The sequence below is a fragment of the Streptomyces sp. SAT1 genome (assembly GCF_001654495.1).
GTDB classification, from domain to species: domain Bacteria; phylum Actinomycetota; class Actinomycetes; order Streptomycetales; family Streptomycetaceae; genus Streptomyces; species Streptomyces andamanensis.
In genome coordinates this window covers 6,868,331-6,894,941 of sequence record NZ_CP015849.1, presented here as the reverse complement: position 1 = coordinate 6,894,941, position 26,611 = coordinate 6,868,331, and the positions used below count along the sequence as shown (strand labels likewise).

General features: G+C 75.6%; 26 protein-coding genes and 1 pseudogene. 13 read left to right on the top strand and 14 right to left on the bottom strand.

From position 1 onward, the window contains the following. The first annotated feature begins 39 nt into the window (after positions 1-39). From A8713_RS34675 to A8713_RS29385, 4 genes are all read left to right on the top strand, one after another. Entirely contained in the window at positions 40-1,725 is a 1,686-nt protein-coding gene (locus A8713_RS34675; RefSeq protein WP_079159179.1) for a serine/threonine-protein kinase, read from the top strand. A 169-nt stretch (positions 1,726-1,894) separates the two neighbouring features. Continuing rightward, complete coding sequence (locus A8713_RS29395) at positions 1,895-2,623, top strand: DUF4232 domain-containing protein (RefSeq protein ID WP_064536766.1); 729 nt, start codon at positions 1,895-1,897, stop codon at positions 2,621-2,623. 91 nt (positions 2,624-2,714) lie between these two features. Further along, the gene (locus tag A8713_RS29390; protein WP_107440731.1) at positions 2,715-3,965 is read left to right on the top strand and encodes an SLC13 family permease; all 1,251 of its coding nucleotides are present in this window, start codon (positions 2,715-2,717) and stop codon (positions 3,963-3,965) included. A 30-nt stretch (positions 3,966-3,995) separates the two neighbouring features. Next, complete coding sequence (locus A8713_RS29385; protein WP_064536764.1) at positions 3,996-4,553, top strand: universal stress protein; 558 nt, start codon at positions 3,996-3,998, stop codon at positions 4,551-4,553. A gap of 31 nt (positions 4,554-4,584) precedes the next feature. On the opposite strand, the gene A8713_RS29380 is transcribed toward A8713_RS29385, so the two are convergent. From A8713_RS29380 to A8713_RS29365, 4 genes are all read right to left on the bottom strand, one after another. Further along, the gene (locus tag A8713_RS29380) at positions 4,585-5,553 is read right to left on the bottom strand and encodes an aldo/keto reductase (RefSeq protein ID WP_018570009.1); all 969 of its coding nucleotides are present in this window, start codon (positions 5,551-5,553) and stop codon (positions 4,585-4,587) included. 156 nt (positions 5,554-5,709) lie between these two features. After that, positions 5,710-6,270 (bottom strand): flavoprotein, encoded by a 561-nt coding sequence (locus A8713_RS29375; protein ID WP_064536763.1) that lies wholly within the window; start codon positions 6,268-6,270, stop codon positions 5,710-5,712. Between the two features lie 91 nt (positions 6,271-6,361). Then, positions 6,362-6,580: a ferredoxin gene (locus A8713_RS29370; protein WP_037890264.1), complete on the bottom strand. Its 219-nt coding sequence runs from the start codon at positions 6,578-6,580 to the stop codon at positions 6,362-6,364. 12 nt (positions 6,581-6,592) lie between these two features. Continuing rightward, positions 6,593-7,801, bottom strand: a complete 1,209-nt coding sequence (locus A8713_RS29365; RefSeq protein WP_064536762.1) for a cytochrome P450 — start codon at positions 7,799-7,801, stop codon at positions 6,593-6,595. Between the two features lie 293 nt (positions 7,802-8,094). On the opposite strand from A8713_RS29365, the pseudogene A8713_RS34485 reads away from it, so the two are divergent. Further along, a pseudogene (locus A8713_RS34485) lies at positions 8,095-8,723 on the top strand (lysine transporter LysE); the annotation flags it as partial. Positions 8,724-9,051: 328 nt separating this feature from the next. Then, positions 9,052-9,501, top strand: coding sequence for a nitroreductase family deazaflavin-dependent oxidoreductase (locus A8713_RS29360; protein ID WP_064536761.1), 450 nt, complete (start codon positions 9,052-9,054; stop codon positions 9,499-9,501). A 108-nt stretch (positions 9,502-9,609) separates the two neighbouring features. On the opposite strand, the gene A8713_RS29355 is transcribed toward A8713_RS29360, so the two are convergent. After that, positions 9,610-10,638: a cation diffusion facilitator family transporter gene (locus A8713_RS29355; protein WP_064536760.1), complete on the bottom strand. Its 1,029-nt coding sequence runs from the start codon at positions 10,636-10,638 to the stop codon at positions 9,610-9,612. Positions 10,639-10,779: 141 nt separating this feature from the next. Between A8713_RS29355 and A8713_RS29350 the strand changes: the two genes are divergently transcribed. Together A8713_RS29350 and A8713_RS29345 are read left to right on the top strand one after the other, a co-directional pair. Next, complete coding sequence (locus tag A8713_RS29350) at positions 10,780-11,802, top strand: glutathione S-transferase family protein (protein ID WP_064536759.1); 1,023 nt, start codon at positions 10,780-10,782, stop codon at positions 11,800-11,802. 81 nt (positions 11,803-11,883) lie between these two features. Beyond that, positions 11,884-12,183: a DUF4235 domain-containing protein gene (locus A8713_RS29345; RefSeq protein WP_018570017.1), complete on the top strand. Its 300-nt coding sequence runs from the start codon at positions 11,884-11,886 to the stop codon at positions 12,181-12,183. 46 nt (positions 12,184-12,229) lie between these two features. Here A8713_RS29345 and A8713_RS29340 read toward each other — a convergent pair whose 3' ends face one another. Next, positions 12,230-14,338 (bottom strand): ABC transporter ATP-binding protein, encoded by a 2,109-nt coding sequence (locus tag A8713_RS29340; RefSeq protein WP_079159178.1) that lies wholly within the window; start codon positions 14,336-14,338, stop codon positions 12,230-12,232. After that, positions 14,335-16,059, bottom strand: coding sequence for an ATP-binding cassette domain-containing protein (locus A8713_RS29335; RefSeq protein WP_079159177.1), 1,725 nt, complete (start codon positions 16,057-16,059; stop codon positions 14,335-14,337). Before A8713_RS29335 ends, A8713_RS29340 begins: the two co-directional genes overlap by 4 nt. Positions 16,060-16,179: 120 nt before the next feature. On the opposite strand from A8713_RS29335, the gene A8713_RS29330 reads away from it, so the two are divergent. The 5 genes from A8713_RS29330 (at position 16,180) to A8713_RS29310 (ending at position 21,633) form a co-directional block, all read left to right on the top strand. After that, entirely contained in the window at positions 16,180-16,935 is a 756-nt protein-coding gene (locus A8713_RS29330; protein ID WP_064536758.1) for a helix-turn-helix domain-containing protein, read from the top strand. Positions 16,936-17,084: 149 nt separating this feature from the next. Next, the gene (locus tag A8713_RS29325; RefSeq protein ID WP_064536757.1) at positions 17,085-18,161 is read left to right on the top strand and encodes a FecCD family ABC transporter permease; all 1,077 of its coding nucleotides are present in this window, start codon (positions 17,085-17,087) and stop codon (positions 18,159-18,161) included. Continuing rightward, a complete protein-coding gene (locus A8713_RS29320; RefSeq protein WP_079159176.1) occupies positions 18,158-19,258 on the top strand; it encodes a FecCD family ABC transporter permease in 1,101 nt (366 codons plus the stop codon). The genes A8713_RS29325 and A8713_RS29320 overlap by 4 nt, the downstream gene beginning before the upstream one ends. Positions 19,259-19,461: 203 nt before the next feature. Beyond that, positions 19,462-20,505 carry an ABC transporter substrate-binding protein gene (locus A8713_RS29315; RefSeq protein WP_064536756.1) on the top strand — a complete coding sequence of 348 codons (1,044 nt, stop codon included), beginning with the start codon at positions 19,462-19,464 and terminating at the stop codon, positions 20,503-20,505. A 123-nt stretch (positions 20,506-20,628) separates the two neighbouring features. Beyond that, a complete protein-coding gene (locus A8713_RS29310) occupies positions 20,629-21,633 on the top strand; it encodes an ABC transporter substrate-binding protein (RefSeq protein ID WP_064536755.1) in 1,005 nt (334 codons plus the stop codon). A gap of 19 nt (positions 21,634-21,652) precedes the next feature. On the opposite strand, the gene A8713_RS29305 is transcribed toward A8713_RS29310, so the two are convergent. The 7 genes from A8713_RS29305 to A8713_RS29275 are packed head-to-tail and all read right to left on the bottom strand — an operon-like array spanning position 21,653 to position 26,514. After that, positions 21,653-22,624 (bottom strand): ribose-phosphate diphosphokinase, encoded by a 972-nt coding sequence (locus A8713_RS29305; protein WP_064536754.1) that lies wholly within the window; start codon positions 22,622-22,624, stop codon positions 21,653-21,655. A gap of 60 nt (positions 22,625-22,684) precedes the next feature. Next, entirely contained in the window at positions 22,685-24,475 is a 1,791-nt protein-coding gene (locus tag A8713_RS29300) for a complex I subunit 5 family protein (protein ID WP_064536753.1), read from the bottom strand. Further along, a complete protein-coding gene (locus A8713_RS29295; RefSeq protein WP_064537787.1) occupies positions 24,472-24,819 on the bottom strand; it encodes a sodium:proton antiporter in 348 nt (115 codons plus the stop codon). Before A8713_RS29295 ends, A8713_RS29300 begins: the two co-directional genes overlap by 4 nt. A gap of 19 nt (positions 24,820-24,838) precedes the next feature. Continuing rightward, entirely contained in the window at positions 24,839-25,579 is a 741-nt protein-coding gene (locus A8713_RS29290) for an MnhB domain-containing protein (RefSeq protein WP_064536752.1), read from the bottom strand. After that, the gene (locus A8713_RS29285; protein WP_064536751.1) at positions 25,576-25,890 is read right to left on the bottom strand and encodes a Na(+)/H(+) antiporter subunit B; all 315 of its coding nucleotides are present in this window, start codon (positions 25,888-25,890) and stop codon (positions 25,576-25,578) included. The genes A8713_RS29290 and A8713_RS29285 overlap by 4 nt, the downstream gene beginning before the upstream one ends. Then, positions 25,883-26,335: an MrpF/PhaF family protein gene (locus A8713_RS29280; RefSeq protein WP_064536750.1), complete on the bottom strand. Its 453-nt coding sequence runs from the start codon at positions 26,333-26,335 to the stop codon at positions 25,883-25,885. The genes A8713_RS29285 and A8713_RS29280 overlap by 8 nt, the downstream gene beginning before the upstream one ends. Next, a complete protein-coding gene (locus A8713_RS29275) occupies positions 26,332-26,514 on the bottom strand; it encodes a hypothetical protein (protein ID WP_064536749.1) in 183 nt (60 codons plus the stop codon). Before A8713_RS29275 ends, A8713_RS29280 begins: the two co-directional genes overlap by 4 nt. Positions 26,515-26,611: the final 97 nt, after the last annotated feature.

The following is a 26,611-nucleotide window of genomic DNA, read 5'->3' as shown; positions in this document are numbered from 1 at the left end:
CCTCCTCGGAGTCGATCTCGCAGCAGGCATGATAGTGCCATGCACTCCGTCGGACGGATCGGCCGCTACCGGCTCGAACGGCGCCTGGGAACCGGCGCCTTCGGCACGGTGTGGCTGGCCCACGACGACGAGCTGGACGCGCCGGTCGCCGTCAAGGTCCTCGCCGAGAACTGGGCGCACCGCCTGGATGTGCGCGAGCGGTTCCTGTCCGAGGCACGGCTGCTGCGCAAGGCGGGCTCGCCGCGGGTGGTGCAGGTCCACGACATCGGGGAGCTGCCCGACGGCAGGCCGTACTTCGTCATGGAGTACGCCGACGCCGGCACGCTCGACGACCTGCTCGGCGCGGGGCCGCTGCCCGTGCCCGAGGCGCTGCGGCTGACCGCGCTGGCGGCGCGGGGCGCGCACGCGCTGCACGAGGCGGGCATCGTGCACCGGGACGTCAAGCCGAGCAATGTGCTGCTGCGCACGGCCCGCGACGGCTCCCGGCGGGTGCTGATCGCCGATCTGGGGCTGGCCAAGACGCTGGCCGAGGCGTCGGGCCTGACCCTGGCCGCGGGCTCCGCCGGCTACCGGCCGCCCGAGCAGGCCGAGCCGGGCGCGGGCATCGACGCGCGGGCCGATGTCTACAGCCTGGGCGCGGTCGGCTACCGCCTGCTGACGGGCACCGTACCGGCCGCCCCGGGCCGCGTCGTGCCGCCCGAGCGCCTGCGCCCCGGCCTGGATCCCGCCGTCTCCCGGACCCTCCTCCGCGCCCTCGCCCCGGACCGCGAGCAACGCTGGCCCACCGCCCAGGCACTGGCCCGGGAACTGGAGCGGACGGCGGAGGCGGACGACGCCGCCGAGGAGCCGCGACACGCCCGGCCGGGCACGGGCGGGCCGACGGGTGCGGCGGAGCCACGGGCCGCGGCGGGCACGGCGGGCCCGGCGGGAGCACCGGCCGTGGGCGCGGCGGGTCCGGCGCGCACGGAGAACGCGCCGGGCTCCCGGGGCGCGGCAGCGGCACCGGACGCGGCGCGGGCGCCGGGGATCGCGGGCGCGACGAGCGGTACGGCGAGCGCGGGCGACGCGGGCGCCGTAAGTGACACGGCCGGTGCCGACCGCGCTGGGGGTCCGGCCGGTACGGGCAGCGCGGGCGGCACGGGCGACGCGGGCCGCCCGGTCCGGCGGCGGCGCAGGGCGGTGGCGCTGACGGCGGCCATGGTGCTGGCGGCGGTCGCCGGGGCGGGCGTGGCGCTGGCGCTGACGTTGCGGGGCGACGGGCCCTCCGAGGTGCGGGTGGCGGACGCGACCGGGCGGGTGGAGGTGCGGGTGCCGACGAACTGGGGGCGGCAGCTGCGGGACTCCGGCTGGGACCCGGCGTCGCTCGGGCTGCCCGCCGGGCACGAGCCGGGGCTCGCGGTCGCCGGTGACCTGGTGGACTGGCCGGACCTGGGCACCGAGGTGAGCGGCGTGTTCGTCGGGCTGAGCGAGCGGGGCGACGTGAGTGCCCGGGTGGCGGCCGCGGACCATCCCGGCTGCCGCTACGAGGGCGGCCGGGCCTACTCCGACGGGCGGTGGCGGGGCCGGGTGCGCACCTGGGGCGGCTGCCCCGGCGCGGGCGCCCTCACCGAGGCCGCGCTGGTCCCGGCCGGTGGCGCCGGACGGCCGCAGGTGTATGTGCAGATCCGCGGGCGCGAGGGCGACGGCACGACGGACCGCATACTTCGCTCGCTGCGGGTCACCTGATCCCGTACGGGTGAACGCCGTGCGGGCCGGCGGCGGGAAGAACCCTCCGGGAGGAATCCGCGGGAACCGCGAACTTTCCGGCCGGTCCGCGCATCGGACCCTCATGTCGGCGCACGAGGCGCCGGACGCACGCCCCGAGCGCGTGCGACGAATTCCAGGAGTGTGGAACATGGCGCACACGACCCCTTCCCGTCGCCGGGCCCTGTTCGCGGGTTCGGTGGCCGTCCTCGGCCTGCTGACCGCCTGCGGCAACGCCGACGGCTCCTCGGCCGGACCGCAGAAGGTGCCGGGCCCCGCCGCACCCGCGACCGGCGGCACCACGACCGGCACCGCGCCCACCACGAGCGCCCCGCCGCCCGGTGACACCACCGCCGCGCCCGGCCAGGGCACCACGCGGCCCACCGCCCCGGCGACCAGCGGCACCACCGCGGCCGGCCGCAGCAGCAGCGGCGGCGGCGGGACGGACACGGCGGCGCGCAGCACCCGCTGCCACACCTCCGAGCTGAGGGCGACGGTGGGCCGCAACGACCCGGGCGCCGGGCAGGAGAACTTCCCGGTGGTCCTCACCAACAGCTCCGGCCGCACCTGCACGGTGCACGGCTTCCCGGGCGCCGCCTTCGTGGACTCCTCCGGGCGGCAGCTCGGCCCGGACCCCAAGCGCAACGGCGGCTCCGCCACGACGGTGACGCTGCGGCCGGGCCAGAGCGCCTGGGCGGGCCTGACGTTCTCCAACCCGGAGGTGAGCGGCGCGAAGACCGCGACGCCCGCTTCGCTGATCGTCACCCCGCCCGACGAGCGCGACCACCTCACCGTGCGGTGGACGGCGGGCCGGGTCCCGGTGGGCGGCAACTCCTCCTCGGTGTTCCTGACCGTGCTCAGCCCCGGCACCGCGCCCTGACACGACCGGCGGCTCGCACGCCCGCGCGGCACGGCCACGGCTGTTTGCTTTGATGTGCGAGCACCGTTGATCGCGTCCGGAGGACCGAGTCCTGAACACCCCGCTGGCGGAGACCCTGTCCGTCGTCCTGCTCGTCGCCGTCCTGGCCTGCGCCGTCGTACGGCCCTTCGGCTGGCCCGAGGCGGCCGTGGCGGTCCCCGCCGCCGGGGTGGCCGTCGCCACCGGGGCGATTCCGCTCGACCACGCCCGCGCCGAGGCCGAGCGGCTGGGGCCGGTCGTCGGGTTCCTGGCCGCGGTGCTGGTCCTCGCCCACTTCTGCGACGTCGAGGGCCTGTTCCGGGCCTGCGGGGCGTGGATGGCCCGCCGGGCGGGCGGCCGCCCGGTGCGGCTGCTGACGGCGGTGTTCGCGCTGGCCTCGGCGATCACGGCCGTACTCAGCCTGGACGCCACGATCGTGCTGCTGACCCCGGTCGTCTTCGCCACCGCCGCGCGCACGGGGATGCGGCCCAAGCCGCATGTCTACGCCTGCACACATCTGTCCAACACGGCGTCGCTGCTGCTGCCGGTGTCCAATCTGACGAATCTGCTGGCGTTCGCGGCGAGCGGGCTGAGCTTCACCCGGTTCGCCGCGCTGATGGCGCTGCCCTGGCTGGCGGCCATCGGCGCCGAGTACGTCGTCTTCCGCCGGTTCTTCGCCCGTGACCTGGCGGCGTCGGCGCCCGCCCCGGACCCGGGCGACGCGCCCGCTTTCCCGGTGTTCGCGCTGGTCACGGTGGCCTGCACGCTGGCAGGTTTCGTGGTGACGTCCGCGTTCGGCGTCGCCCCGGCGTGGGCGGCGCTGGCGGGCGCGCTGGTGCTGGCCGGGCGCGCGCTGGCGCGGCGCGAGGCGACCGCGGTGAGCGTGGTGCGGGCCGCCGCCCCGGCGTTCCTGGCGTTCGTGCTGGCCCTCGGCGTCGTGGTCCGCGCGGTGGTCGACAACGGGCTCGCCGACGCGCTGGGGCACCTGCTGCCCGGCGGCACGGGGCTGCTCGCGCTGCTCGGCACCGCCGCGCTCGCCGCCGTCCTGGCGAACCTGATCAACAACCTCCCGGCGGTGCTGGTCCTGCTGCCGCTGACCGCCCCGGCCGGTCCCGGCGCCGTCCTCGCCGTGCTGCTCGGCGTCAACATCGGCCCCAACCTGACGTACGCCGGTTCGCTGGCGACCCTGCTGTGGCGGCGGATCGTGCACCAGCACGACCACGGGGTGGATCTGAAGGAGTTCACCCGGCTCGGGGCGCTGGCCGTGCCCGCGGCGCTGGTGCCCGCGGTGGTGGCACTGTGGGGAGCGCTGCTGGTGCTGTGAGACCGGGGAACGGCTGAGGGAGATCGGCGTATGCGAATGGTCGCCTGGCTGGTGGAGGGCACCTGGCCCGCCTGTGTGGACGCCGTGCGGGCCCATGCGCCCGACACGGCGGAGGTGGTGCTGCTGCATGTCAGCGGGGCCGACGTGCCCGGTGTGGCGCACGGGGCGTTCGCCGGGCTGCTGGGCCGGGGCCACCGCGAGCGGGACCCGGGCGAACGGCTGACGCGGCTCGGCGACGCGTCGGCGGCGGGACTGCTCGACGCGGCGGCGGCCCGGCTGGGGCGGCCGTGCACCCGGACCGAGCGCGCCGGACGGGTGGAGCGCGAGGTGGTGGCCGCCGCCGAGGACGCCGATCTGCTGGTGCTGGCCCGCGACGGGGACCGCGCCCGGCTCGGCCCGCACAGCCTGGGTCCGGCGGTGCGGTTCGCCGTCGACCACGCCCCGTGCCCGGTGCTGCTGGTGTGGCCGGAGGCGGCCCCGGACCTCACGACGCTGCCGCCCCCGCCACCGCCGCACCACCCGGGGTCTCCCCCCGAAGCCCCTCCCCCGCCGGAGCCGCCGGATCCGCCGAAGCCGCCACGGCCGTAGGAGCCGCCGTAGCCCCGGGAGCCGTCGGGCGTCAGTGGCCGCTGACCTCGTGCGGGGTGTAGGGCCGCGTCAGCTCCTCGGTCTCCTTGTCGCTCAGTTCGAGGCCGACGGCGGCCACCGCGTCCTCCAGGTGCCCCGGCCGGGACGCGCCGACGATCGGCGCCGTCACCGTGTCCTGGTGCAGCAGCCAGGCGAGGGCCACCTGGGCGCGCGGCACCCCGCGCTCCTGCGCGATGCGGGTGACCGCCTCGACGACGGCCCGGTCGCCCTCCTGGTAGAGGGTGCTGCCGAAGGCGTCGGTGGCGCTGCGTCCGGTGCCGGTGCCCCAGTCCCGGGTGAGGCGGCCCCGGGCGAGCGGACTCCAGGGAAGGACGCCGACGCCCTGGTCGGCGCAGAGCGGCAGCATCTCGCGCTCCTCCTCCCGGTACAGGAGGTTGTAGTGGTTCTGCATGGAGACGAAGCGGGTCCAGCCGTGCGCCTGCGCGGTGTACTGGGCCTTGGAGAACTGCCAGGCGTACATCGAGCTCGCCCCGATGTAGCGCACCTTGCCCGCCTTGACCAGGTCGTGCAGCGCCTCCATCGTCTCCTCGACGGGCGTGTGCGGGTCCCAGCGGTGGATCTGGTAGAGGTCGACGTAGTCGGTGCCGAGGCGGCGCAGGCTGTGGTCGATCTCGGTCATGATCGCCTTGCGGGACAGTCCGGCGCCGTTGGGCCCCGGCCGCATCCTGCCGTGCACCTTGGTGGCGAGCACGATGTCCTCGCGGCGCGCGAAGTCCTTGAGCGCCCGGCCGACGATCTCCTCGCTGGTGCCGTCGGAGTAGACGTTGGCCGTGTCGAAGAAGGTGATCCCGGCCTCCAGCGCCTGCCGGATCAGCGGGCGCGACGCCTCCTCGCCGAGGGTCCACTCGTGGGTGCCGCGCTCGGGATCGCCGTAGGTCATGCAACCCAGACAGATCCGCGACACGTCCAGACCCGTCGAACCGAGCTTCACGTACTGCATCGTTGCTGCTCCCGTCATCGGGGTGGTTGCCGGAGAGAGCGTAGGCCGTAGGGGATCTCCGCGGCCGCGGGGACCGGATGCCGGACCGGTGCCGGGGCGGACCACCGGCCGGACGCGCTCCGATGCGACGGGTGCGGTCGTACGGGGCCGCGGGGGTCAGACGGCCGGTTCTCCGGCGGGTTCGAGCAGGTCGAGTACCCGCTCCCAGGCGAAGTCGGCACGGGTGCCGTCCGCGCCGGGCATGCCGCTGTACGGATCCCCGAAGCGGACGCCCATCGCGCGCAGGCGCGCCAGGCTCTCCCGGTAGGCGGGGTGGACGGCCAGCGCGTCGGCCACGCAGGGCAGCACGGCGACCGGGACGCCCAGGCCGTACGCCTCGCACAGGGTGGCCACGGCGAGGGTGTCGGCGATCCCGGCGGCCCACTTGTTGACCGTGTTGAACGTGGCGGGCGCGACGGCCACGGCGTCCGGCGGCGGGAAGGGGCGCGGGTCCTCCGGGGTGCGCCAGCGGGAGCGGACCGGCCGGCCGGTGCGCTCCCGCACGTCGTCGGTGTCGAAGAAGCCGCTCATGGCGACCGGTGTCGCGATGACGCCGACCTCCCAGCCGCGGGTCCGCGCGGCGTCCACCAGGGCGCCCACACCCGAGGCGACACCGGCGGCGCAGACGACGACGTAGAGGAAGGGTCTCCCCGGTGCTGCTCCGGCCTGTTCGGTCACGGACGGCACCCTACCGCCGCGCCGCGGGCCGCAGCCCGGCCACGCGTCCTCCCGCCGGCCGTCCCCGCCGCCGGTGCCCCCGCCGCTCGTGTCACCCGGTGGCGCGCGCCGCCCCGTCCTTCTCGGTCACCGTGATCGCCGAGACGGGGCAGGCGCGGGCGGCCTCCTTGACCATGGGGTCGCCTCCGCCGTCCTCCCGGCCGGGGAGCAGGGCGCTGAAGCCCTCGTCGTCCTGGGTGAACACTCCCGGGGCGGCCAGGGCGCACTGCCCGGCGCCGATGCAGCGGTCCTTGTCGATGTCGATGCGCATGAGAGCAGCCTCTTACCAGGTCACGGGGAGTTCCAGCATTCCTTGGATCGTGTCGCCGGGTTTGAAGGGGATCTCCTCGGGCGGCGCGGCCAGCCGGAGGCCGGGCAGCCGGGCCAGGAGCGAGCCGAGGGCGATCTCCAGTTCGGCGCGGGCGAGGTTCTGGCCGAGGCACTGGTGGATGCCGAAGCCGAACGCGACGTGATGGCGGGTGGTCCGGTGGAAGTCGAGGTCGTCGGGGCCCTCGAAGTGGGTGTCGTCGCGGTTGATGACGGAGGTGGAGAAGACCACGCCCTCACCGGCCCGGATGGTCTGCCCCGCGATCTCGATGTCCTCCTGGGCCTGGCGCAGCAGCCCGTCCGCGATGGACAGCATCCGCATCAGCTCCTCGACGGCGGCCGGCAGCAGCGCGGGGTCGGCGCGCAGTTCGGCGAGCCGCTCGGGGTGCTGGAGGAGCGTGAAGGTGCCCAGGGAGATCATGTTGGCGGTGGTCTCGTGGCCCGCGATGAGCAGGATGATGGCCAGCGAGACGAGGTCGGCGCGGTCCAGTTCGCCCTCGCCCAGCCGCTGCTGGACCAGTTCGTCCAGGACGCCGTCGCCCGGTTCCTTCTGCTTGCGGTCGACCAGGTCGCCGAGGTACGCCTCCAGCCGGTCGCGCGCCTCGATCACAGCGGCCATGTCCGGGCCGCGCAACAGCCGTCGGGACTGCTCCTCGAAGAACTCGTGGTCGGCGTAGGGGACGCCGAGCAGTTCGCAGATCACCATGGAGGGCACCGGGAGGGCGAAGTCCCGCACCAGTTCGGCGGGCGGGCCCAGGGTGGTCATCCGGTCGAGCAGCCCGTCCACGATGCCCTGGATGCGGGGGCGCATCGCGGTGGCGCGCTTGAGGGTGAAGCTGGGGATCAGCATGCGCCGCTGGACGCGGTGCTCGGGGTCGTCGACGCCCAGCAGGGCGGTCTTGCGCTCGCGCGCCACCTGGAGCCGGGGCGCGGTGAGCGGGAATCCGTCACGGGCGCGGTCGCTGGACAGACGCGGGTCGGCCAGCAGTTCACGGGCGACGGCGTGCCCGGTGACGGCCCAGGCCGGGCTGCCGTCGTAGAGGGTGACGCGGGCGAGCGGCGCGGACTCGCGCAGCGGCTCGTAGCCCGTGGGCGGGTGGTAAGGACAGGTGCGGTCCTGCGGGAACGCCACGGAGTGGGGGGTTTCGATGGTCGGGTCCGGCATGGAAGACCTCGCAGACGAAGGATGCGTCGTGCCGATCTTCATTAGATGCCTGAGGCATCTATGGTGCGACGCGAAGTTCGGCCACATCGGCGAAAGCCCGTATCTGGCCGGGAAGTACCTCTTCCGGCCGGTGCCGCGCTGACGTCCTTCCATTGTCCTCCTGCGGGCCGGGCGGGCACGATCCGGGCATGTCCGCGCTCGTCGTGCTCCCGCTGCCGCAGTCCGCCACCGCCCCCGCGGCGGGGCGCCGGACACCAGCCCGGCAGTCCCCCGAGGCCCGGTCCGCCGCGGTCATGACCGCCGCGTTCGCGGCCGGGCCCGCCGCGGGCCCCGGCATCGCGGTGCCCGTCGGCGCCCGCGGGGGCGCACCTGGTCGCGCTCACCGCCCGTACGTCCCTGCGCACCGGCGTGTGCGCCGCGCTCGGCGTGGCCTGTGCCTACGAGCTGTACGCCCTGCCGGCGACGGTCGGCGGCGCGGCCCTGGCCGACGTGGTGCTGCCGGTGCCGGCGCCGCTGCGCCGGACGTCGGCCGCGGTCTCGCCACCCCGGCGGTACGGGGCGCGGTCACCGCGCTGCGCCGGTACCGCGGGTCCGGCGCAGCCGTCCGGGCGGTGCCACCCGCCCCCGGGCCCGCGCGGGCCTTCCTCGGCATGCTCGGCTCACCCTGCTCGATCCGGCCACGGTCGTCCGCTTCGCCGCCCTGGTCCTCGGCGGCGCGGGCGCCGGGGGCGGGGCACCGACCGCACGGCAGGCGCTGTTCGTGACGGCGGCCTTCCTGGCGTCGCCCGGCCGGCAGGTGCTGCCCGCCGGGGGCGGCGCGCCGCTCGGCAGGGCGCTGACGGGCCGACGGGGGCGGCTGGAGACGGCGCTGGTGCCCGGCGCGGTGATCACGGCGCCGGCGGTGCGCACGGCGTGGCCGCCCCGAGCGCGCCCCGGGCCACCGGTGACCGGTCGGGGCCGTCCCGGGCCGCAGGCGGGCGCGGGGCGGATGTGCCCGTGCCCGTCGGGGCGCGGACCCGGGCCGCCCCGCGCCATGACCTGCGGCGCGGACCTGGCGTGATCCGGACGTCCGGCCGTCGCCGCCGTCCGCCGGATCACGCCGGGGGCCACGGCGCCCGCCCCCGTCTGCGAAGATCCGTCCGACCGGGGTGTCCGCGCCCCGGAACGCGGTAGGGATGATGCGCACGGCAGCCGTCGCGGCGGTGCCGTGCGGGCGAGAGAACCGACCGAGCGAGGAGAGGACCGACGCCATGCCTCTTGAGGGCGAGTACGAGCCCAGCCCGACCCAGTGGGTGCGGGAGCAGGTGGAGTTGTACGAGAGTTCCGGCGGCACCGAGGGGACCACGCTCCGGGACACGGGGCTGCCGGTCATTCTGCTGACCACGCGGGGCGCGCGCAGCGGGAAGCTCCGCAAGACACCGCTGATGCGGGTGGAGCACGACGGGCGCTACGCCGTGGTGGCCTCGCAGGGCGGCGCTCCCAAGCACCCGTTCTGGTACTTCAACCTGCTGGCCGATCCGCGGGTCGCGCTGCGGGACGGCCCGGTGGAGCGGGACATGACGGCCCGTGAGGTCACCGGCGCGGAGAAGGCCGAGTGGTGGGAGCGGGCCGTCGCCGCGTTCCCGCCCTACGCCGAGTACCAGGAGAAGACCTCGCGCGAGATCCCCGTCTTCGTGCTGGAGCCGGCCGACGGCCACTGAGCCGGACGGCCGGGCACACCCAGGGGCCCGGCCGCCCCTCGGTGCGTCCGTTCCGGGCGGATCCCGGCCCCGGAGGCATGGAGGGGGCACGCGGCGGGCACCCGTCTCTCAGGCCCCGCCGCGTTCCCCCGTCGCGGCGGGGCCCTGCTCTGCCACGACGGCGGGACTCTGCTCCGCCTCGGCGGCGGGGCGGTCGGTCACGTCGAGGAAGATCTGGTCCGCCTCGGGCACGGTGTGCGCGATGGACCGCTTGATGCGCACCGCGACCTCCTCGACCCGCTCGCTGTCCATGCCGGGCGCCAGATCCACCCGGGCGGCCACCAGGACGGAGTCGAGGCCCAGCTTCATGGTGAGCAGCGCCTCCACGCTGTCGATCTCCGGCTGCGCGCGCAGCAGGCTGCGGATGCGCCCGGCGAGTTCCGGGTCGGCGGCCTCGCCGATCAGCTGGTCGCGTGCGTCGCGGCCCAGGCGGTAGGCGACGTAGACGAGCAGCGCGCCGATCGCCAGCGAGGCGGACGCCTCCCAGACGACCTGACCGGTGACCATGTGCAGGGCCATGCCGGCGATGGCGAGCGTGACGCCCAGCACGGCGGTGCCGTCCTCGGCGACGACCGTGCGCAGCGCGGGGTCGCGCAGCCCCGCTGCGCCGCCCTGCCCGCGCACCTGGAGCAGCGCCCGCAGCAGGGAGGTGCCCTCGGCCAGGAGCGCGACGCCGAGCACGACCAGACCGACCACATAGCCGGAGAACGTCTCGTGGGCGCCGTTGCGCAGGGCCTCGACGCCCTGGAAGAAGGAGAAGCAGCCGCCCATGACGAAGATGCCGACGGCCGCGAGCAGCGACCAGAAGAACCGCTCCTTGCCGTAGCCGAAGGGGTGGCGCCGGTCGGCGGGGCGGCGGCTGCGGCGCAGCGCGGCCAGCAGGAAGATCTCGTTGAGGCTGTCGGCGACGGAGTGCGCCGCCTCCGAGAGCAGGGCCGGTGAGTGCGCGATCAGGCCGCCGACGGCCTTGGCGACCGCGATGACCAGGTTCGCCGCGAGCGCCACCAGCACGGTGACGCGGGTCTTGCGGTCGGCGGCCGGTCCCGGGCCGCCCCCGGCCGCACGGCTCGCTTCCGCCTCCGCCTCGGCTCCCTTCATCTCCGTACCCGTCCCGGCCGCGTTCTCGGATGTCCCGCTCACGTTCGCCGAATGCCCCGGTCGGTGGGTGTCACACCGTGCCGTCGGCGGATTTCGGGGAACGTGTTCACCAGCACGCCTCGACGGCAGGGAGGACCGGGCATGAGCGACGGGGACGACGACGGCAACCGTTCCTACGGCCACAAGAAGTTCAAGCGTTCGAAGAGTCATTTCGCCGACCGGATCACCGCGGACGGCCGGGACGGCTGGCCGGTGGCCGCCGGGCGGTACCGGCTGGTGGTCAGCCGGGCGTGCCCCTGGGCGAGCCGGGCGCTGGTGTCGCGTCGGCTGCTCGGTCTGGAGGACGCCCTGTCCCTGGCCGTCGTCGACCCGATCCAGGACGACCGCAGCTGGCGTTTCACGCTCGACCCCGGCGGCCGGGACCCGGTCCTCGGCATCCGCTTCCTCAGCGAGGCGTACGACCGGCGCGAGGCCGGGTACCCCGGCGGGGTGAGTGTGCCCGCGGTGGTCGACGTGCCCAGCGGCGAGCTGGTCACCAACGACTTTCAGCAGATCACCCTGGACCTGGCCACCGAGTGGACGGCCCTGCACCGGCCCGGGGCGCCCGACCTGTACCCGCGGGCCCTGCGCGACGAGATCGACACGGTGATGGGCGAGGTGTACGAGGACGTCAACAACGGCGTGTACCGCGCGGGTTTCGCCACCGGTCAGGAGGAGTACGAGAGGGCGTACGAGGGAGTGTTCCGGCGTCTTGAGCTGCTGGCGCGGCGGCTGGCCGGGCAGCGCTATCTCGTGGGCGACACGATCACCGAGGCGGACATCCGGCTGTTCACGACGCTGGTCCGCTTCGACGCCGTCTACCACGGGCACTTCAAGTGCAACCGCTGGAAGCTGGCGGAGAACCCGGTGCTGTGGGCGTACGCCCGCGATCTCTACCAGACGCCCGGTTTCGGGGACACGGTCGACTTCGACCACATCAAGCGGCACTACTACCAGGTGCACACGGGCATCAACCCGACCGGCATCGTGCCGCTCGGGCCCGACCTGTCCGGCTGGCTCACGCCGCACCGGCGTGAGGAGCTCGGCGGGCGACCCTTCGGCGACGGCACCCCGCCTGGGCCGGTGCCGGAGGCGGAGCGGGTGCCGCCCCGCGGCCGGCCCTGACCCGGAGAGACGAGAAGTCGTAGAACTCGTAGACCTCGTAGAACTCGTAGAAGTCCGAGAAGTCCGAGAAGGAGGACGAAGGTGGCCAAGAAGAAGAACAAGCTCCCGCTCGCCTACCAGCCCGTGGGGTTCGTGCTGGGCTGGGTCGGCGGCGCCGTGGCCGGGAAGGTGTTCCGCACGGCGTGGAAGGCGTTCCGGCACGAGGACGACGCCCCCGACGCGCTCGACGAGAACCGGCACTGGGGCGAGATCCTGCTGGCCGCCGCGGTGCAGGGCGCCCTGTTCGCCGTGGTGCGCAGCACCGTGGACCGCGCGGGCGCCCAGGCCATCGCGCGCTCGACCGGGGTGTGGCCGGCCAAGGGCGGCGAGGGCCGGGAGTGAGCCGCGCCGGCCCGGGTGCGCCGCCGCCCGGCCCGGCGCCCCGCCCTCACTGCCGGCCGCGGGCCCACGACTCCCACAGCCGGGCGTAGGCGCCGCCCGCGGCCCGCAGTTCACCGGGCCGGCCCCGCTCGGTGACGCGGCCGTCCTCCATCACCAGCACGGTGTCGGCGGTGGCCGCCTGGGAGAGGCGGTGGGCGACGACGACCGCGGTGCGGCCCTCGGTGACCGCCAGGGCCGCGCGGTCCAGGGTGCGGGCGGTGTCGCTGCCCGCCTCGGCCGTCGCCTCGTCCAGCACCACCACCTCCGGGTCGAGCAGCAGGACCCGGGCGAGGGCGAGCTGCTGGGTCTGGCGGGCGGTGAGCCGGAAGCCGCCGCGGCCCACGACGGTGCCGGTGCCCTCCGGCAGCGCGGCGGCCCAGTCCGCGGCGCCCACGGCGGTCAGCGCGGCGTCCAGCGCGCTGTCCGGGGCGTCGCGGGACGCGAGGCGGAGGTTGTCGGCGAGGGTGCCCGGGAAGAGGTGGTGCTCCTGGGTGACCAGGGCGATCCGCCGGTCGCCGTCCGCTCCGGGGCGGGCGAGGTCTCCGGTGGGTACGCCGTCCAGCGTGACGCTGCCCGCGGACGGCGGACGCGTCCCGGCGATCAGCGCCGCCAGCGTCGACTTGCCCGAGCCGGTCGCGCCGACCACGGCCAGCCGCCGACCGGGGCGGAGATCGAGGTCGATGCCGTGCAGGACGTCGGGCCCGTCGCCGTAGCGGTGGCGGACCCCGCGCACCACGATCCCGGTGCCCGGCCGCGGCCCCGGCCGGGACGGGCGCGCGCCGTGGACGGGGTCCGGGGTGTGCAGGGTGACGCCGACGATCCGGGCCAGCGCGGCGGTCGCCCGCTGCACGCTGTCGAAGGTGCCGAGCAGGATGTTCACGGGGTCGAACAGCCCGGCGAAGAACAGGGCGGCGGTGGTCGCGGCGCCGATGTCGGCGTGGCCGGTGCACACCAGCCACCAGGCCGCGAGCAGGACGGCGCTCAGTCCGAGGAACTCGGCGAGGTTGAGCCTGCCGTAGAAGCGGGTCGCCGCCCGCGCCGCCCGGAACTCGTACGCCATCGCGTCCCGCGAGGCCGCCGCCACCCGGGCGTGCCGCCCCGGCCCCAGGCGCAGGGCGCGCAGGGTGGGCAGCGCGGTGAAGGCGCCGAGCAGGGCGGAGGCGCGGCCTCCCTCGGCGGTCCTCCCGGCGGCGTAGAGCGGCCGGGAGGTGCGCAGGTACCAGCGCAGCGTGTACGCCTGGAGGGGCACGGCGAGCAGTCCGGCGACGGCGAACCGCCAGTCCAGCGCGGCCAGTCCGGCGAGGGCGGCGAGGATGGTCAGCGCCGCCGCCGCGAAGTCGCCCAGGGCTCCGGAGGCGGCCTCGGAGACACGGTCCGTGTCGCCGGAGACCCGCGCCACGAGGTCGCCGGTGCCGCCCGCCTCCACGGTATCCACGGGCAGGACCAGCGCGGCGGCGACCGCGTCCTCGCGCAGCCGTCCCGTCACCGTCAGCACGACCCGCGCCAGCAGGACGGTCGCGGCCCATCCGGTCAGCGCCCCCGCCACGGCGGCGCTCGCCAGCAGCCCGACCGGCCGCACCAGCGCACCGGGGCCCCGGTGGTCCGTCACGGCCTGGGTGATCCACCCGATCGCGACCGGCCCCGCCAGGCTCAGACAGCTGTCGAGCACCAGCGCGGCGAGCGCCGTCCACAGTGCCCCCCAACGCCCCCGCAGAGCCCCCCGCAACCGCGCCCGAGTCTGCCGCCCGGTGGCCACCGGCAGGAGCGAGGGCACGCCGTCCGGGTCGGCGGGCGAGGGCTCGGGCGAGGCCTCGGGCGGAGGTACAGCCCGGGGTGCGGCCGGGGCGCCGCCGGGGGCAGCGGTGGGAGCCACGGCCCGGCCGCCGCGTGGTGTGTCGGCCGGGGTGCCGGGTGGAGCCTCGGCCGGGGTGCCGCAGGAGGCGTCGTCCGGGGTGCCGTCCGGGGCTTCACCGGACGGGGCCCGGCGAGGGGCGGCCGGGGTCTCGGCCCGGAGGCGGTCCGGGGCCCCGGCCGGGGCAGCGGCCAGGGCTTCGCCCGACGCGTCGGCCGGGGCACGGCCCGGGGCAGCGGCAGGTGTGGCGTCCGGGGTCGTCATGAGGTCGCCGTCCGCTCGGGTGTGGGGAGGTGGACGACCTGGTCGCAGCGGGCGAGCCAGGACGGGCTGTCGGTGATGACGAGGGTGGTGCGGCCGGTGCGTGCGCGGCGTACGCGGTCGGCGATGACGTCCTCCGTCGCCGCGTCCACGGCGGTGGTCGGGTCGTGCAGCACCAGCACCGGTGAGCGGGCGGCGAGCGCGCGGGCCAGGGCGACGCGCTGGCGCTGGCCGCCCGAGAGGGTCTCGCCGCGGTCGCCGACCCGGGTGCGGGCGCCGTGGGCCACGGCACCGAGGACCTGGTCGGCGCGGGCGGCGCGGGCCGCCTCGGCGACGGCGGCGGTGTCCTCGGTGAGGGCGGCCAGGTTGTCGGCGACGGTGCCGGGCAGCAGCACCGGTTCGTGGTGGCAGACCAGGAGGGCGGTTCGGAGCGTGTCCAGGGCGAACCGGTCCAGTGCGGTGCCGTCGAGCAGGATCCGCCCCTCCCCGGGGTCCTCTTCGCGGGCGAGCAGCAGGGCGACGGCGTCCGCGTCGGCGGGGTCGGCGCAGACCAGGCCGGTCATCCGGCCCGCCTCGGCGGTCCACCGGGCGCGGCTCCCGCCCGGCAGCGATACGCCGTGGAAGGCGACGGCGGGCGCTTCGCCCACAGCACCGGCCACAGTGCCGGGCGCAGTACCGGCCGCGGTCGGCTCCGTCACGGCCGGGGGCGCGGTGAGCACCTCGTGGACGCGGGCGGAGGAGGCGAGGGCGCGGACGTAGCGGGCGTGGGCGGTGGCGGCGACGCGCATCGGACCGCTGACGAACCGGGCGAGGCCGAGAGCGGCGATCAGCGGGCCGAGACCGATCCGGCCGTCCAGGGCGAGGGCGCCGCCGAGCGCGGCGACGGCCGCCAGATAGAGCCCGGTGAGCAGGACGCCCACCGACACGAGTGCGCCCTCGGCGGACACCGCACGCCGGGCCGCGCCCACGGCGTCCCGGCTGACCCGGGCGTAGTCGGCGGCGACGGCGCGCTCGGCGCCGATGCCCCGGAGCACCCGCAGCCCCCGCACCACGTCCTCGGCGAGCGCGGTGGCCCGCGCCTGGAGGGCCTGTTCGGTGCCGCTGGTGCGGTGCAGGGCGTGGGAGAGGCGGTTCTGCGCGAGCAGGACGGCCGCGGTGCCCGCCACGACGAGCGCGCCGAGCCCGGGGTGGATGCGCAGCAGCAGCACCGTGGAACCGAGCAGGACGACGACCGCGGCCACCGTGCCGGCGAGGGTGCCCGCGAAGGCGCCCACCCGTTCGGCGTCGCCGGAGGCCCGGCTGAGCAGGTCGCCCGGCACCAGCCGTACCCCGCCGGACGGGTGCAGCACCCGTTCCGTGAGGGCCATGCGCAGCCGGTGCTCGGTGTGCTGCCGCACCCGGACGGCCGCCCGCGCGCCGAAGCGGTAGGACAGGGACAGCATCAGGAAGTCCGCCGCCAGCAGAGCGAGCCAGCAGGCCGTCGAGGCGGGGGTGCCGGACCGTACGGCCCGGCCGACCGTGGCGCCGACGAGCACCGGCACCAGCGCCTCGCCCAGTTGGTGCGTGCTCAGCAGCACCGCCGCCAGTACCAGGTCGCCGCGGCGCTCGCCCACGGCCCACCGCAGCAGCGCCCGGGGTGAGGCGCAGGACGCGGGGGACGGTCCCGAGGGCTCCGAGCGGCGGTCGGGCGGACGGCGGGGCGGAGCGGGGGCGGCTGCGGTCACCCGGCTACGTTAGGGTCACCTTACTTTTGTCGTAAACGCAGCAGGGCGCCACCGTATGTCGCGCATCGGCCACGGCCGACGGCGGCGGGGCGCGCACCGGGCAGAGGCAGGGACACCGGCATGGCAGACGAGAAGACCATCGGTCTCGAACGGTTCGAGATGGCCAGGGGGCAGTCCTTCCACCACCATGTGCACGGTGAGCACCAGCTCGCCTGGGCGAGCACGGGCGTGGTCACGGTCGACATCCAGGACCGCTGCTGGGTGCTGCCGCCGCATCTGGCGCTGTGGATCCCGGGAGGGGTCCGGCACGCCACCGCGGCCCTGCGGGAGTCGGTGCTCCAGGGCGTCTACCTCGATCCGGTCTCCTGTCCGCTGGCCTGGCCCCGGCCCACGGTGCTCGCCGTCTCCCCGCTGGCCCGGCATCTGATCGGCTATCTGGCCGGTGAGCTGCCGCCGGGGGTGCGCACGCACGCCGAGGCCGTCCTGCTGGAGGTGCTGCGCCCGGCGGACGGCGCGGTGTTCGAACTGCCGCTGCCGGCCGATCCGCGGGCGCGGGAGGCCGCGGCGCTGCTGCTGGAGGACCCCGCGGACCAGCGGGGGCTGGCCGAACTGGCGTACGCGGTCGGCTCCAGCGCGCGCACCCTGCTGCGGCTGTTCCTCGCCGATACGGGCCTGACGTTCACCCAGTGGCGGACCCACGCCCGGCTCCAGGCGGCGCTCGCGCACCTCGCCGAGGGCGAGCCGGTGGGGCGGGTGGCCGAGCGGGTGGGCTATGCGACGCCCAGCGCCTTCGTCGCCGCGTTCCGCCGGGTGACGGGGTCCACGCCCGCCGCCTACTTCGCCCGTTCCCGGGAGCGGGCGGACCGGGCCGCCTGACGGGGTTGGACGGGGTTGGCGGATCGGCGACACGAGGTGGCGCCCGACCGCCTTGCCGCGCCTGCGACGGCGCCACTAGCGTGCTTAGGCAAGGCTAAGCTAAGTCCCTGCCGGCGCTCTGACCGGCGGGTACGTCGCCGAGGAGCACCATGGGCACCACCACTCTGAGCACCACCACCGTGGTGCCGGAAGCAGCGGCACAGGACACCGGCCGAAGACGGCGCCGGACTGCTGCCGCCGTCCGGCTGCTCGGTCTGCTCCTCGCCTGCGCGCTGCTGGCCCTGGCCGTCGTGGCGAGCGTCGCCGTCGGTGCCAAGGCCATTCCGTCCGGCGAGGTGCTGCACGCGCTGCTGCACGGCCGCACCTCGGTGGACGGCTCGGTCGTCTGGGACCTGCGGCTGCCCCGGACGCTGCTCGGCGTCGCCGTCGGTGCCGCGCTCGGCCTCGCGGGCGTCCTGATGCAGGCGCTGACCCGCAATCCGCTCGCCGACCCCGGCATCCTCGGCGTCAACATGGGCGCCTCGGCGGCCGTGGTCGTGGCGATCGCCCTGTGGCGCAGCACCGATCCGTCGTTCTGCGTCTGGTTCGCGTTCGCCGGTGCCGGGCTGGCCGCCGTGGTGGTCCAGGTGCTCGGCTCGCGCGGCCGGTCGGGGCCCGCGCCGGTGCGGCTCGCGCTCGCGGGCACCGCCGTCAGCGCCGTGCTCGGCGCGCTGATCTCCGTCGTCACCCTGCTGCGGCCGGACGTGTTCGACCAGTTCCGGTTCTGGGGCGTGGGCTCGCTGGCCGGGCAGCCGATGTCGGTCGTCACGGAGGTGGCGCCGTTCCTCGGCGCGGGCGCCCTGCTCGCCCTCGGGCTGTCCGGCGCGCTCAACTCGCTGGCCCTGGGCGACGACACGGCCCGTGCGCTCGGCACCCGGGTGCGCCGCACCCGCGCCCTCGGGATGCTCGCCGTCACCCTGCTGTGCGGAGCGGCGACGGCCGCCGTCGGACCGATCGCCTTCGTCGGCCTGGCCGTCCCGCATCTGGCCAGGGCGCTCACCGGGCCCGACCACCGCTGGCTGCTGCCGTACTCCATGGTGTTCGGGGCCGTGCTGCTCCTCGGTTCGGACCTGCTCGGCCGGGTGCTCGCCCGGCCCGGTGAGATCCAGGCCGGTATCGTGACGGCCTTCGCCGGGGCGCCCGTCTTCATCGCGCTCGTCCGCCGCCGCAGGATCGCCGAACTGTGACCACCGCCCCCGCCTCCCCGCCGCGCTCCCCGCGCGTGCCCGCCCGCGCCACCGTGCTGCCCGGCCGCGTCGTCCGCCTGTACGGCGGCCGGATGTCGCTGCGCTGGCGGCCCCGCACCGTCGCGGTCTGCGTCCTGCTGGCCGCCGCCTGCCTGGTGGTCGGCGCCCTCGGCCTCACCACCGGCACCTACCGCCTGCCGCTGTCGCGGGTCCTGGCCACGCTGCTGGGCCGGGGCACCGGGGCCGAGTCGTTCATCGTGCTCAGCTTGCGGCTGCCGCGGCTGCTGTGCGCGCTGCTGGCCGGCGGCGCGCTGGGCATGAGCGGCACGGTGTTCCAGAGCATGTCCCGCAATCCGCTGGGCAGTCCGGACATCATCGGCTTCACCAGCGGCGCGGCGAGCGGTGCCGTGACGCAGATCGTGCTCTTCCACGGCGGCCCGTACGCCACCGCCGTGGCGGCGGTCGGCGGCGGGCTGGCCACGGCGCTGCTCGTGGGGCTGCTCGCGGCGGGGCGCGGCCCGGCCGTGGGCCACCGGGTCGTGCTGGTGGGGATCGGTGTCAGCGCGATGCTCACCTCGCTGACGGCCTATCTGCTGACCCGGGCCAGTCTCTACGAGGCGCAGGACGCGCAGATCTGGCTGATCGGCAGCCTCAACTCGGTGAACTGGTCGGTCGTCGCGCCGCTGGCCGCCGCCCTGGCCGTGCTGGTCCCGGTGACCGTGGCCGCTTCCCGGAACCTGGCCTGGCTGGAACTGGGCGAGGACACCGCCCGGGGGCTCGGGGTGCCGGTGGGGCGGGCCCGGATCCTGCCGGCCGTCGCCGCCACCGCGCTCGCCGCGGCGTCGACGGCCGCGGTCGGCCCCATCGCCTTCGTCGCCCTGGCCGCGCCGCACCTGTGCCGCCGGCTCGTCCGCTCCCCGGGCGCCCTGGTGGTGCCCGCCGGTTTCATGGGCGCGCTGCTGCTGGCGGCGAGCGACTACACGGCCCAGCGGGTGCTGCCCGGCACGGAACTGCCGGTCGGCGCGGTGACCGGGGTGCTCGGCGGCCTGTATCTGTGCCGGCTGCTGCTCGCCCGGCGCAGGGCGGGCCGCTCATGAACCTGAACCGGACCCGCCGCCCACGGCGGCAGCGGGCGGCCTCGCGGCCGACGCGCCAGCGCCCGCGCCCGCGCCCGCGGGTGCCCGTACGCGCGACGCGCGACCTGTTACCCGGCGCGGGCCGGTGAGCCCAGCCCCGGCCACCGCTCTCCCCCTTCCCCCCTCCACTTCTCTTCCGTCCCCTCCGCCTCAAGGACATCCCCATGCCCAGCGCCACCCTCCGGCGTCCCCGCGACATCCGGTCCTCGCTCCCGCTCCTGTCCGGTACGCGCCCCTCCCGGCGCGGGCTGCTCGCCGGCGGACTGGGGACGGCCGCCCTCCTCGGCCTGTCCGCGTGCGGCACCGGCGACTCCCCGGCGGCCGGTGCCTCCGGCGGCGCCGCGTGGTCCTTCACCGACGACCGGGGCCGCGCCGTACGGCTGTCGCGGCGGCCGAAGCGCATCGCGTTCCTCACCGACACCGTGGGCGCCGCGCTGTGGGCGGCCGGTCTGCACCCGGTGGCCGCCGCCGACTCCGGGCAGGGCATCGTCGGCGCGGTGCGCCCGGACTGGTCCGGCGTCAGCCGGATCTACTCCGCGGACAAGGGCGTACGGATCGAGGCGCTCGCCCAGGCCCGGCCCGACCTGCTGATCGACGCCGTGGAGCCCGACGGCACCCTCCAGGTGGCCTCCCAGCTTCCGGCGGTCGGCAAGCTCGCCCCGGTGGTCGGCCTGAGCACGTACCAGCCGATCGAGAAGATCGCGGGGACCGCCGACCGGCTGACCCGCGCGCTGGGCGCCGAGCCGGCCGACGCCGGGGCCAGGGCGCGCTACGAGGAGGCGAGCGCGCGGCTGCGCAGGGCACTCGCCGCCAACCGGGAGCTGCGGGTCGGCTTCGTCTTCGGTATCGACAAGAGCACCGTCGGCGTGATGAACCCGAGGACCTGGGCCGTGCTCAAGACGGTGAGTGCCCTCGGGATGCGTCTCCTGCCGGTGCCCGACGGCGCCGACAACACCTACAGCCAGGCCGTCAGCTGGGAGAACGTCCCCTCGCTCCCTGCCGATCTGCTGGTGTGGGCGGTGTCCGATCCGCTGCCCGGGAACCCGCTGTGGCAGCGCACGCCCGCCGTCCGCGCCGGACAGGTGTGGAAGCCGCCGCTGGCCTCCTGGTACGCGTACAGCTGGGCGAACTTCACCGTCCTGCTCGACGGCCTGGCCACCCGCGTCCAGTCCGCCCGCGCGGGCGTCGGACCGCACTCGGCGTCCTGACCCCGCTCCCCTTCTCCCCGATTTCTCCCCGATTTCTCCCCGATTCTCTCCTCGGTCCTCCCCTCGATGTCCTTCTCTCCGCGTCCCGGACCGTACGGTCCGGCCCTTCACCCCTGGATCACCGTGACTGCCCTGCCCTCCCCCGCCGCGTCCCCCGTCCGGCGCCGTGGCCGCCTGCTGCGCCCGGCCCTCGCCTGCGCCGCCCTCGCGCTGGCCCTCACGGCCACCGCCTGCGACGCCTCCTCTTCCCCCGGCGGCGGCGCCGGGTCCGCCGCGACCCGGGCGGTCGACACGGCGCACGGCAAGGTGACCGTGCCCGCGCACCCGCTGCGGATCGTCTCCGTGCACTCCTGGTCCACCGAGTCGCTGTACGACCTGGGCCTTCGGCCGGTCGGCGTGGAGAACAGCGGAGCCAACTACGTCCCGCCGCGCTATCTGGCGCGCTGGAAGTCCGCGGCGAAGGTGACGACCGGCGCCGACCTCGACTACGAGAAGATCGCCTCGCTCAAGCCGGACCTGATCGTCGGCGTCGACGTGCCCTACCTCAGCAAGGCGTACAAGCGGCTGTCGGCCATCGCGCCGACCGCGTTCGCGTCCTTCAAGGAGACCGCCGCCTGGTCCGCCTACCCGGACGCCACGGCCGGTTTCGTGAACCGCGCGACGCAGCTCGACCGGCTCAAGCAGAAGTACGCCGACCGGATCGCCGCGGTGCGCGAGGCCGAGGGCGCGAAGCTGTCCGGGAACCGCTGGGCCGTGATCCAGGGCGGCTTCGACTCCGGCAACTACTGGATCTACAGCCCCGCCTCGCCGGTCGGGGACATCCTGGCCAAGCTGGGCGTGCGGTTCGCCACGGCCACCGCCTCGCTCGCCGCGGGCTCGACCAGGTCGGTGTCGTACGAGCGGGCGGACCTGCTGAAGGACGCCGACTACGTCGTCTACTACACCAACAACGACGGCTCCCCCGCCAACGACATCCAGAAGCTGTTCGACCTGCGCTCGTTCAAGGAGCTGCCGGCGGCGAAGAACCACCGGGTGGTGGGCACCGCCGACTTCCTGCCCGGTTCCTACAGCGACGCCCTGGGCGTGGTCGACACCATCGCGGACGCGCTGGCGAAGCAGTCCGGCTGAGGGCCGAAGGCGGGCGCCGCTACTCGCCCCGGGGCGCGTCGAACAGCGCGCTGACGGACTCCCCGTTGTGGATGCGGCGCACCGCCTCGGCGAGCGCGGGCGCGATGGACAGGACGCGCAGCTTGTCCGCGTGGACGCGGTGCTCCTCGTGGTCGTCGACGGGCACCGGCACCGTGTTGGTGCACACGATCTCCAGTACGTCCTGCTGCGCGCTGAGCCGTTCGAGGGCGCCGGACGCGAACAGGCCGTGCGTACAGGCGATCCGGATCGAGCGGGGGCCCGACTCGCGCAGCCGGTCCAGGAGTTCCAGGACGGTGCTGCCCTTGGCGATCTCGTCGTCCAGCACGATCACGTCCCGCCCGGCCACGTCGCCGATGACCGAGCTGATGGTGACCCGGTCGTCGGCGTAGCGCTGCTTGGCGCCCGCGGCCACCTGGGCGCCGAGCATCCGGGCGAACGCGGCGGCCTCCTTGGCGTTGCCGAGGTCGGGCGAGACGACGGTGGTGCGGGTCAGGTCGTACTGCCCGAAGTGCGCGGCCAGTTCGCGCAGGGCGTGCAGGTGGTCGACGGGCACCGAGAAGAAGCCGTGCACCTGCGGTGCGTGCAGGGTCATCGCCAGGACCCGGCTCGCGCCCGCCGCGACCAGCAGATCGGCGACCAGGCGTCCGCCGAGGGAGATGCGCGGGGCGTCCTTCTTGTCGGAGCGGGCGTAGGAGTAGTGCGGCATGACGACGGTGATGCGCCCGGCGGAGGCGCCGCGGGCCGCGTCGCACATCAGCAGCAGCTCCACGAGGTGCTCCTGCACCGGCTTGACCAGCGGCTGGATCAGGAACACGTCCCGCTCGCGGCAGTTGGCCTGGAGCTGCACCTCCAGGCAGTCGTTGGCGAACCGGCTGACCCGGGTGGGGCTGAGCGGAACGCCCAGGTGTGCGCAGACCTCCGCCGCCAGTTCGGGATGGGCGCTGCCGCTGAACACCGCGATGTCTCGCACGATCCGCTCCTCGCATGATCATTCCGGACTGCCGCGGTCATCGTACTGACCGGGTGCGGGTCATCGGCCCAGCACGCCCGGCAGGGCCAGCGCCCCCAGCAGCGCGGCTCCCACCAGCAGCCAGGCCACGTAGTCGCCGACGTGCCCGGACTGCAGGCGGCGCAGCGGCAGCGCCCAGCCGGGTGCGGCCAGCAGCCCGGGGCGGGCGACGGCCACGCCCGCGACGGCGACCGCCAGCAGCGCCGAGAGCAGGTCCAGCAGGACCCCGGTCGCGGTCCAGTGCGCGGTGGAGAACACGCCCCAGGTCCCGGCCTCGTCGACGGCGTCGCCCACCGCGCCCGCGAAGCCGGGGACCGCGCCCGCGGCGAGCGCGGCCAGGAGCAGCACCACCGGGACGGTCCGCATGGTCAGGGGGACCTTGTCGAGCCGCCGCCCGGTCTCGGGTTCCTCGGCGGAGCCGGACGTCTTGTCCTCGTCGCGTTCCTCGCCCTCCCGTTCCCGGGGCCGGGGCCCGAGGCCGAGGAAGACCCGGGCGGCGACGCGCAGCACGGCGGCCCCGGTGAGGGCGGAGGCGGCGACGTAGACCACGGTGAGCGGGCCGCCGACGGCCTCCTCGCTCAGCGCCTTGCCCAGACCGGTGCCGAAGGGCGGCAGTCCGGCCAGGGCCAGCGCGCCGACGGCGAAGACGGCGCCGGTGCCGCGCAGCCGCCGGGCCCGGCCGTGCAGGGCGAACTCGTCGACGCTGCCGTAGCGGTCCAGGAGGATGCCGGCGCAGGCGAACAGGGCGGCCTTCACGCCCGCGTGGGCCAGGATGTACAGCGCGGTCCCCTCGTCCGCCGCCGCCTTCAGGGTGCCGATGCCGATCAGGAAGAGACCGGTGTGGGCGATGGTGGAGAAGGCGAGCAGGCGTTTGATGTGCCGCTGGTACCAGCACATCACCGAGCCGACGGCGGCGGTGAGCACACCGAGCACCACCAGCGCCCGGCTCGCGTCGGCGGCGGGGATGCCGCCCGGCCCGGAGAAGACGGTGCCGTACACGCGCCAGACGCCGTAGACCCCGAGTTCCACCATGACGCCCGACAGCAGCATGCACACGGGTGTGGGGGCGACGGCGTGCGCGTCCGGCAGCCAGAACTGGAAGGGCACGGCGGCGGCCTTCACCAGCAGCCCGGTCAGGACCAGCACGAATCCGGCGAGGACGAGCGCGTCGGGGCCGTGCCCGGCGGCGGCCGTGTCGAGTCCCTGGCCGATCTTCGCCATGGCGAGCTGTCCGGTGCGGGCGTAGAGCAGGGCGATGCCCATCAGCATGAAGTACGCGCCGAGCGAGTTGACCAGGGCGAAGCCCAGCGCGCCCTGTACGGCCTTGGCCTCGTCGATGCGGTATCCGGTCAGCGCGTAGGCGACCACGCTCATCAGTTCGAAGAACACGAACGCGTCGAAGAGGTCCCCGGCGATGGCGAAGCCGCACATGCCGCCCTGGAAGAGCAGGATCAGCGCGGGGAAGGAGCCCGCGTGGCCGCGCGGCGGTTCGTCGAAGTAGCGCCAGGAGTAGGCCAGCGCGGCGAGGGTGAGCAGGGAGACGAGCGCCGCCATGCCGAGGCCCGCCCCGTCCCCGGTCAGGACGATGCCGACGCTCTCGCCGCCGACCGGGAACCAGCCGCCGACCCACTCCGTCAGCGGTGGCGAGGAGCGCAGGAGCAGCACGACCGCCAGGACGGCGGTCGCGGCGGCGACCAGCGAGCCGAACGCCTCGGCGGCGAACCGCGGCAGACGGCGCCCGCCGGCCACGAGCAGGGCCGCGCCCAGCAGCGGGACGGCGGGCAGCAGCGGCAGCAGCTGGGAGGGCGTCAACCGCGCAGCTCCCTCAGTTCGTCGGGGTCGACGGTGCCGTGCCGCTTGGAGATCTGCACGGTCAGCGCGAGCAGCAGCGCGGTCACGGTGGCGCCGACGACGACATCGGTGAGGGTGAGCGCCTGCACGAGCGGGTCGACCACCGGCCGCGAGCCGGGCGCGATGTCGGAGAAGACGGGCGCGGTGGCGCCGTCGCGGTATCCGACGGCCAGCAGCAGGACGTACGTCGCCGACTGGCACACGGCGAGGCAGCCCACGGCGTGGATCAGATTGCGGCTGGTGGCCAGGCCGTAGCAGCCGATCAGGAGCACATAGGCGGCCACCAGGTACGGCAGGACGTGCAGGACGTCGTTCACGGCGCTCTCACTTCCCGTTCTCCTCCTCGATCTCGACGGCCTGGTCCAGGAAGCGGGCGAGCAGGACGACGACCGCGCAGGCCACCTCCATGCCGATGGCCGCGTTCAGCAGCGGCACGGTGCCCCCGGAGGACAGGGTGTTGAACGTGCCGTACGGCAGCAGGGCGTTGGCGAGGAAGGAGGTGCCCGCGAGCAGTCCGGCCAGGCCCAGGACGAGATAGGCGGAGGCGGAGAGCGCGTCGCCGATCTCGTAGGCGTCGACGGGCCGGACGCGTTCCAGCGCGGCGTAGTCGGCGCCCAGGTACAGCAGGTGCAGCGCGGTCGCGGCGACGACGCCGCCCTGGAAGCCGCCGCCGGGGCTGAGCTGGCCGTGGGCGATGACGTAGAGGCCGGTGACCAGGGCGACGGGCAGCACGACGAGGGCGTAGCGGCGCACCGGGGCGGCGACACGGGCGGGCCGCGGCGGGTCGCGGTGTTCGTCGCGGGCCTGCCGCAGCAGGACGGCGCAGCCGAGGACGGCCGCGAAGAGGATCGCCATCTCGCCCATCGTGTCGAAGGCGCGCTGGTCGAAGTTGACGGAGGCGATGGTGTTGGCGGTGTGCCGGGCGAGCGCGGCGCGCACCGCGCGGTAGCCGTAGGGGTGGCGGGCGCCGCCGAAGGCGGGCAGCCGCAGGCAGGCCGCGACGAGCAGCGCGGCGAGCGCGCCGCCGCCGAGGAGCACCAGCCACAGCCGGGCGCGCGGGGTCACCGGCGGCCGCCGTCCCCGCCGCCCCCGCCCTCGCCACCCCCGGCTCCGCCGTCGCCGCCGGTTCCGGCGCGGGCGGAGCGGCGCCGGACCTTGCGCACCGAGAGCATGATCAGCAGCGGGGTGAGCGCGGAGCCCACGGCGAGCTGGGACAGCCCGACGTCCGGAGCCTGCAACACGGTGAACAGCACGGCGAGCGTGGTCCCGAGGACGGACAGGACGAGCGCCTGGTGCGTCGGGTCGCGGTTGAGGACGGCGGCGGTCGCGCAGCCGGCGACCAGGAGCAGCGCCAGGACGACGACGGCGTCAGCCACGGTCCACCTCCGTGAAGCCGCTGGACAGCGCCCGCGAGGCCAGCAGGTTCCCGCCGACCAGCAGCACCCCGACGACCAGCAGCTTGACCATGGCCCGGCCTGGCCCGGCGACGGCGCACAGCACCAGGACGACGGCCGCGCCGAGCCCGGCGCAGGCCCAGGTCAGCCCGCGGGCCCGCGGCGGGTCGCCGGTGAGTTCGGCGGCGAGCAGCCGGGCGAAGACGAGGGTGCCGACCGGGCCCAGCAGGGCCAGCAGCAGCGCGAGGTCGACGTAGGAGGTGCGGCCGTAGCCCTGGGCGAGGAGCAGCAGAGCGGGGCAGACCACGGCGGTGGACAGGTTCTGCGCGACCACGCGGCGCGACAGCGGTCCGGTGGCCACGCCCCACAGGGCCGTGCCGAGTCCGGCCGCCAGAACGGCCGTCGCCGCCGCGATCCAGCCGTTCACCCGCGGCTCACCGCCCGCCGGCCGGCCCGCGCGACCAGGGCGCCCACGCCCGCGACGCCCGCGCCGACCGCCCATTCCAGGGGGTGGACGGTGCTGATGAGCATCAGCCACAGCACGACGAGCGCGGCCCACCAGGCCAGCACCTCGCCCACGGCGAGGAGGGTCGTCCGCGGCTTCACCCGGCACCTCCTCGGGTTCGGTCCCCTGCGCTGACGTGCGGCGGGGTCCGGTCCGCCGCTTCCCGGCATCCAAGCACCGCCGCCACCGGGGAGCGTG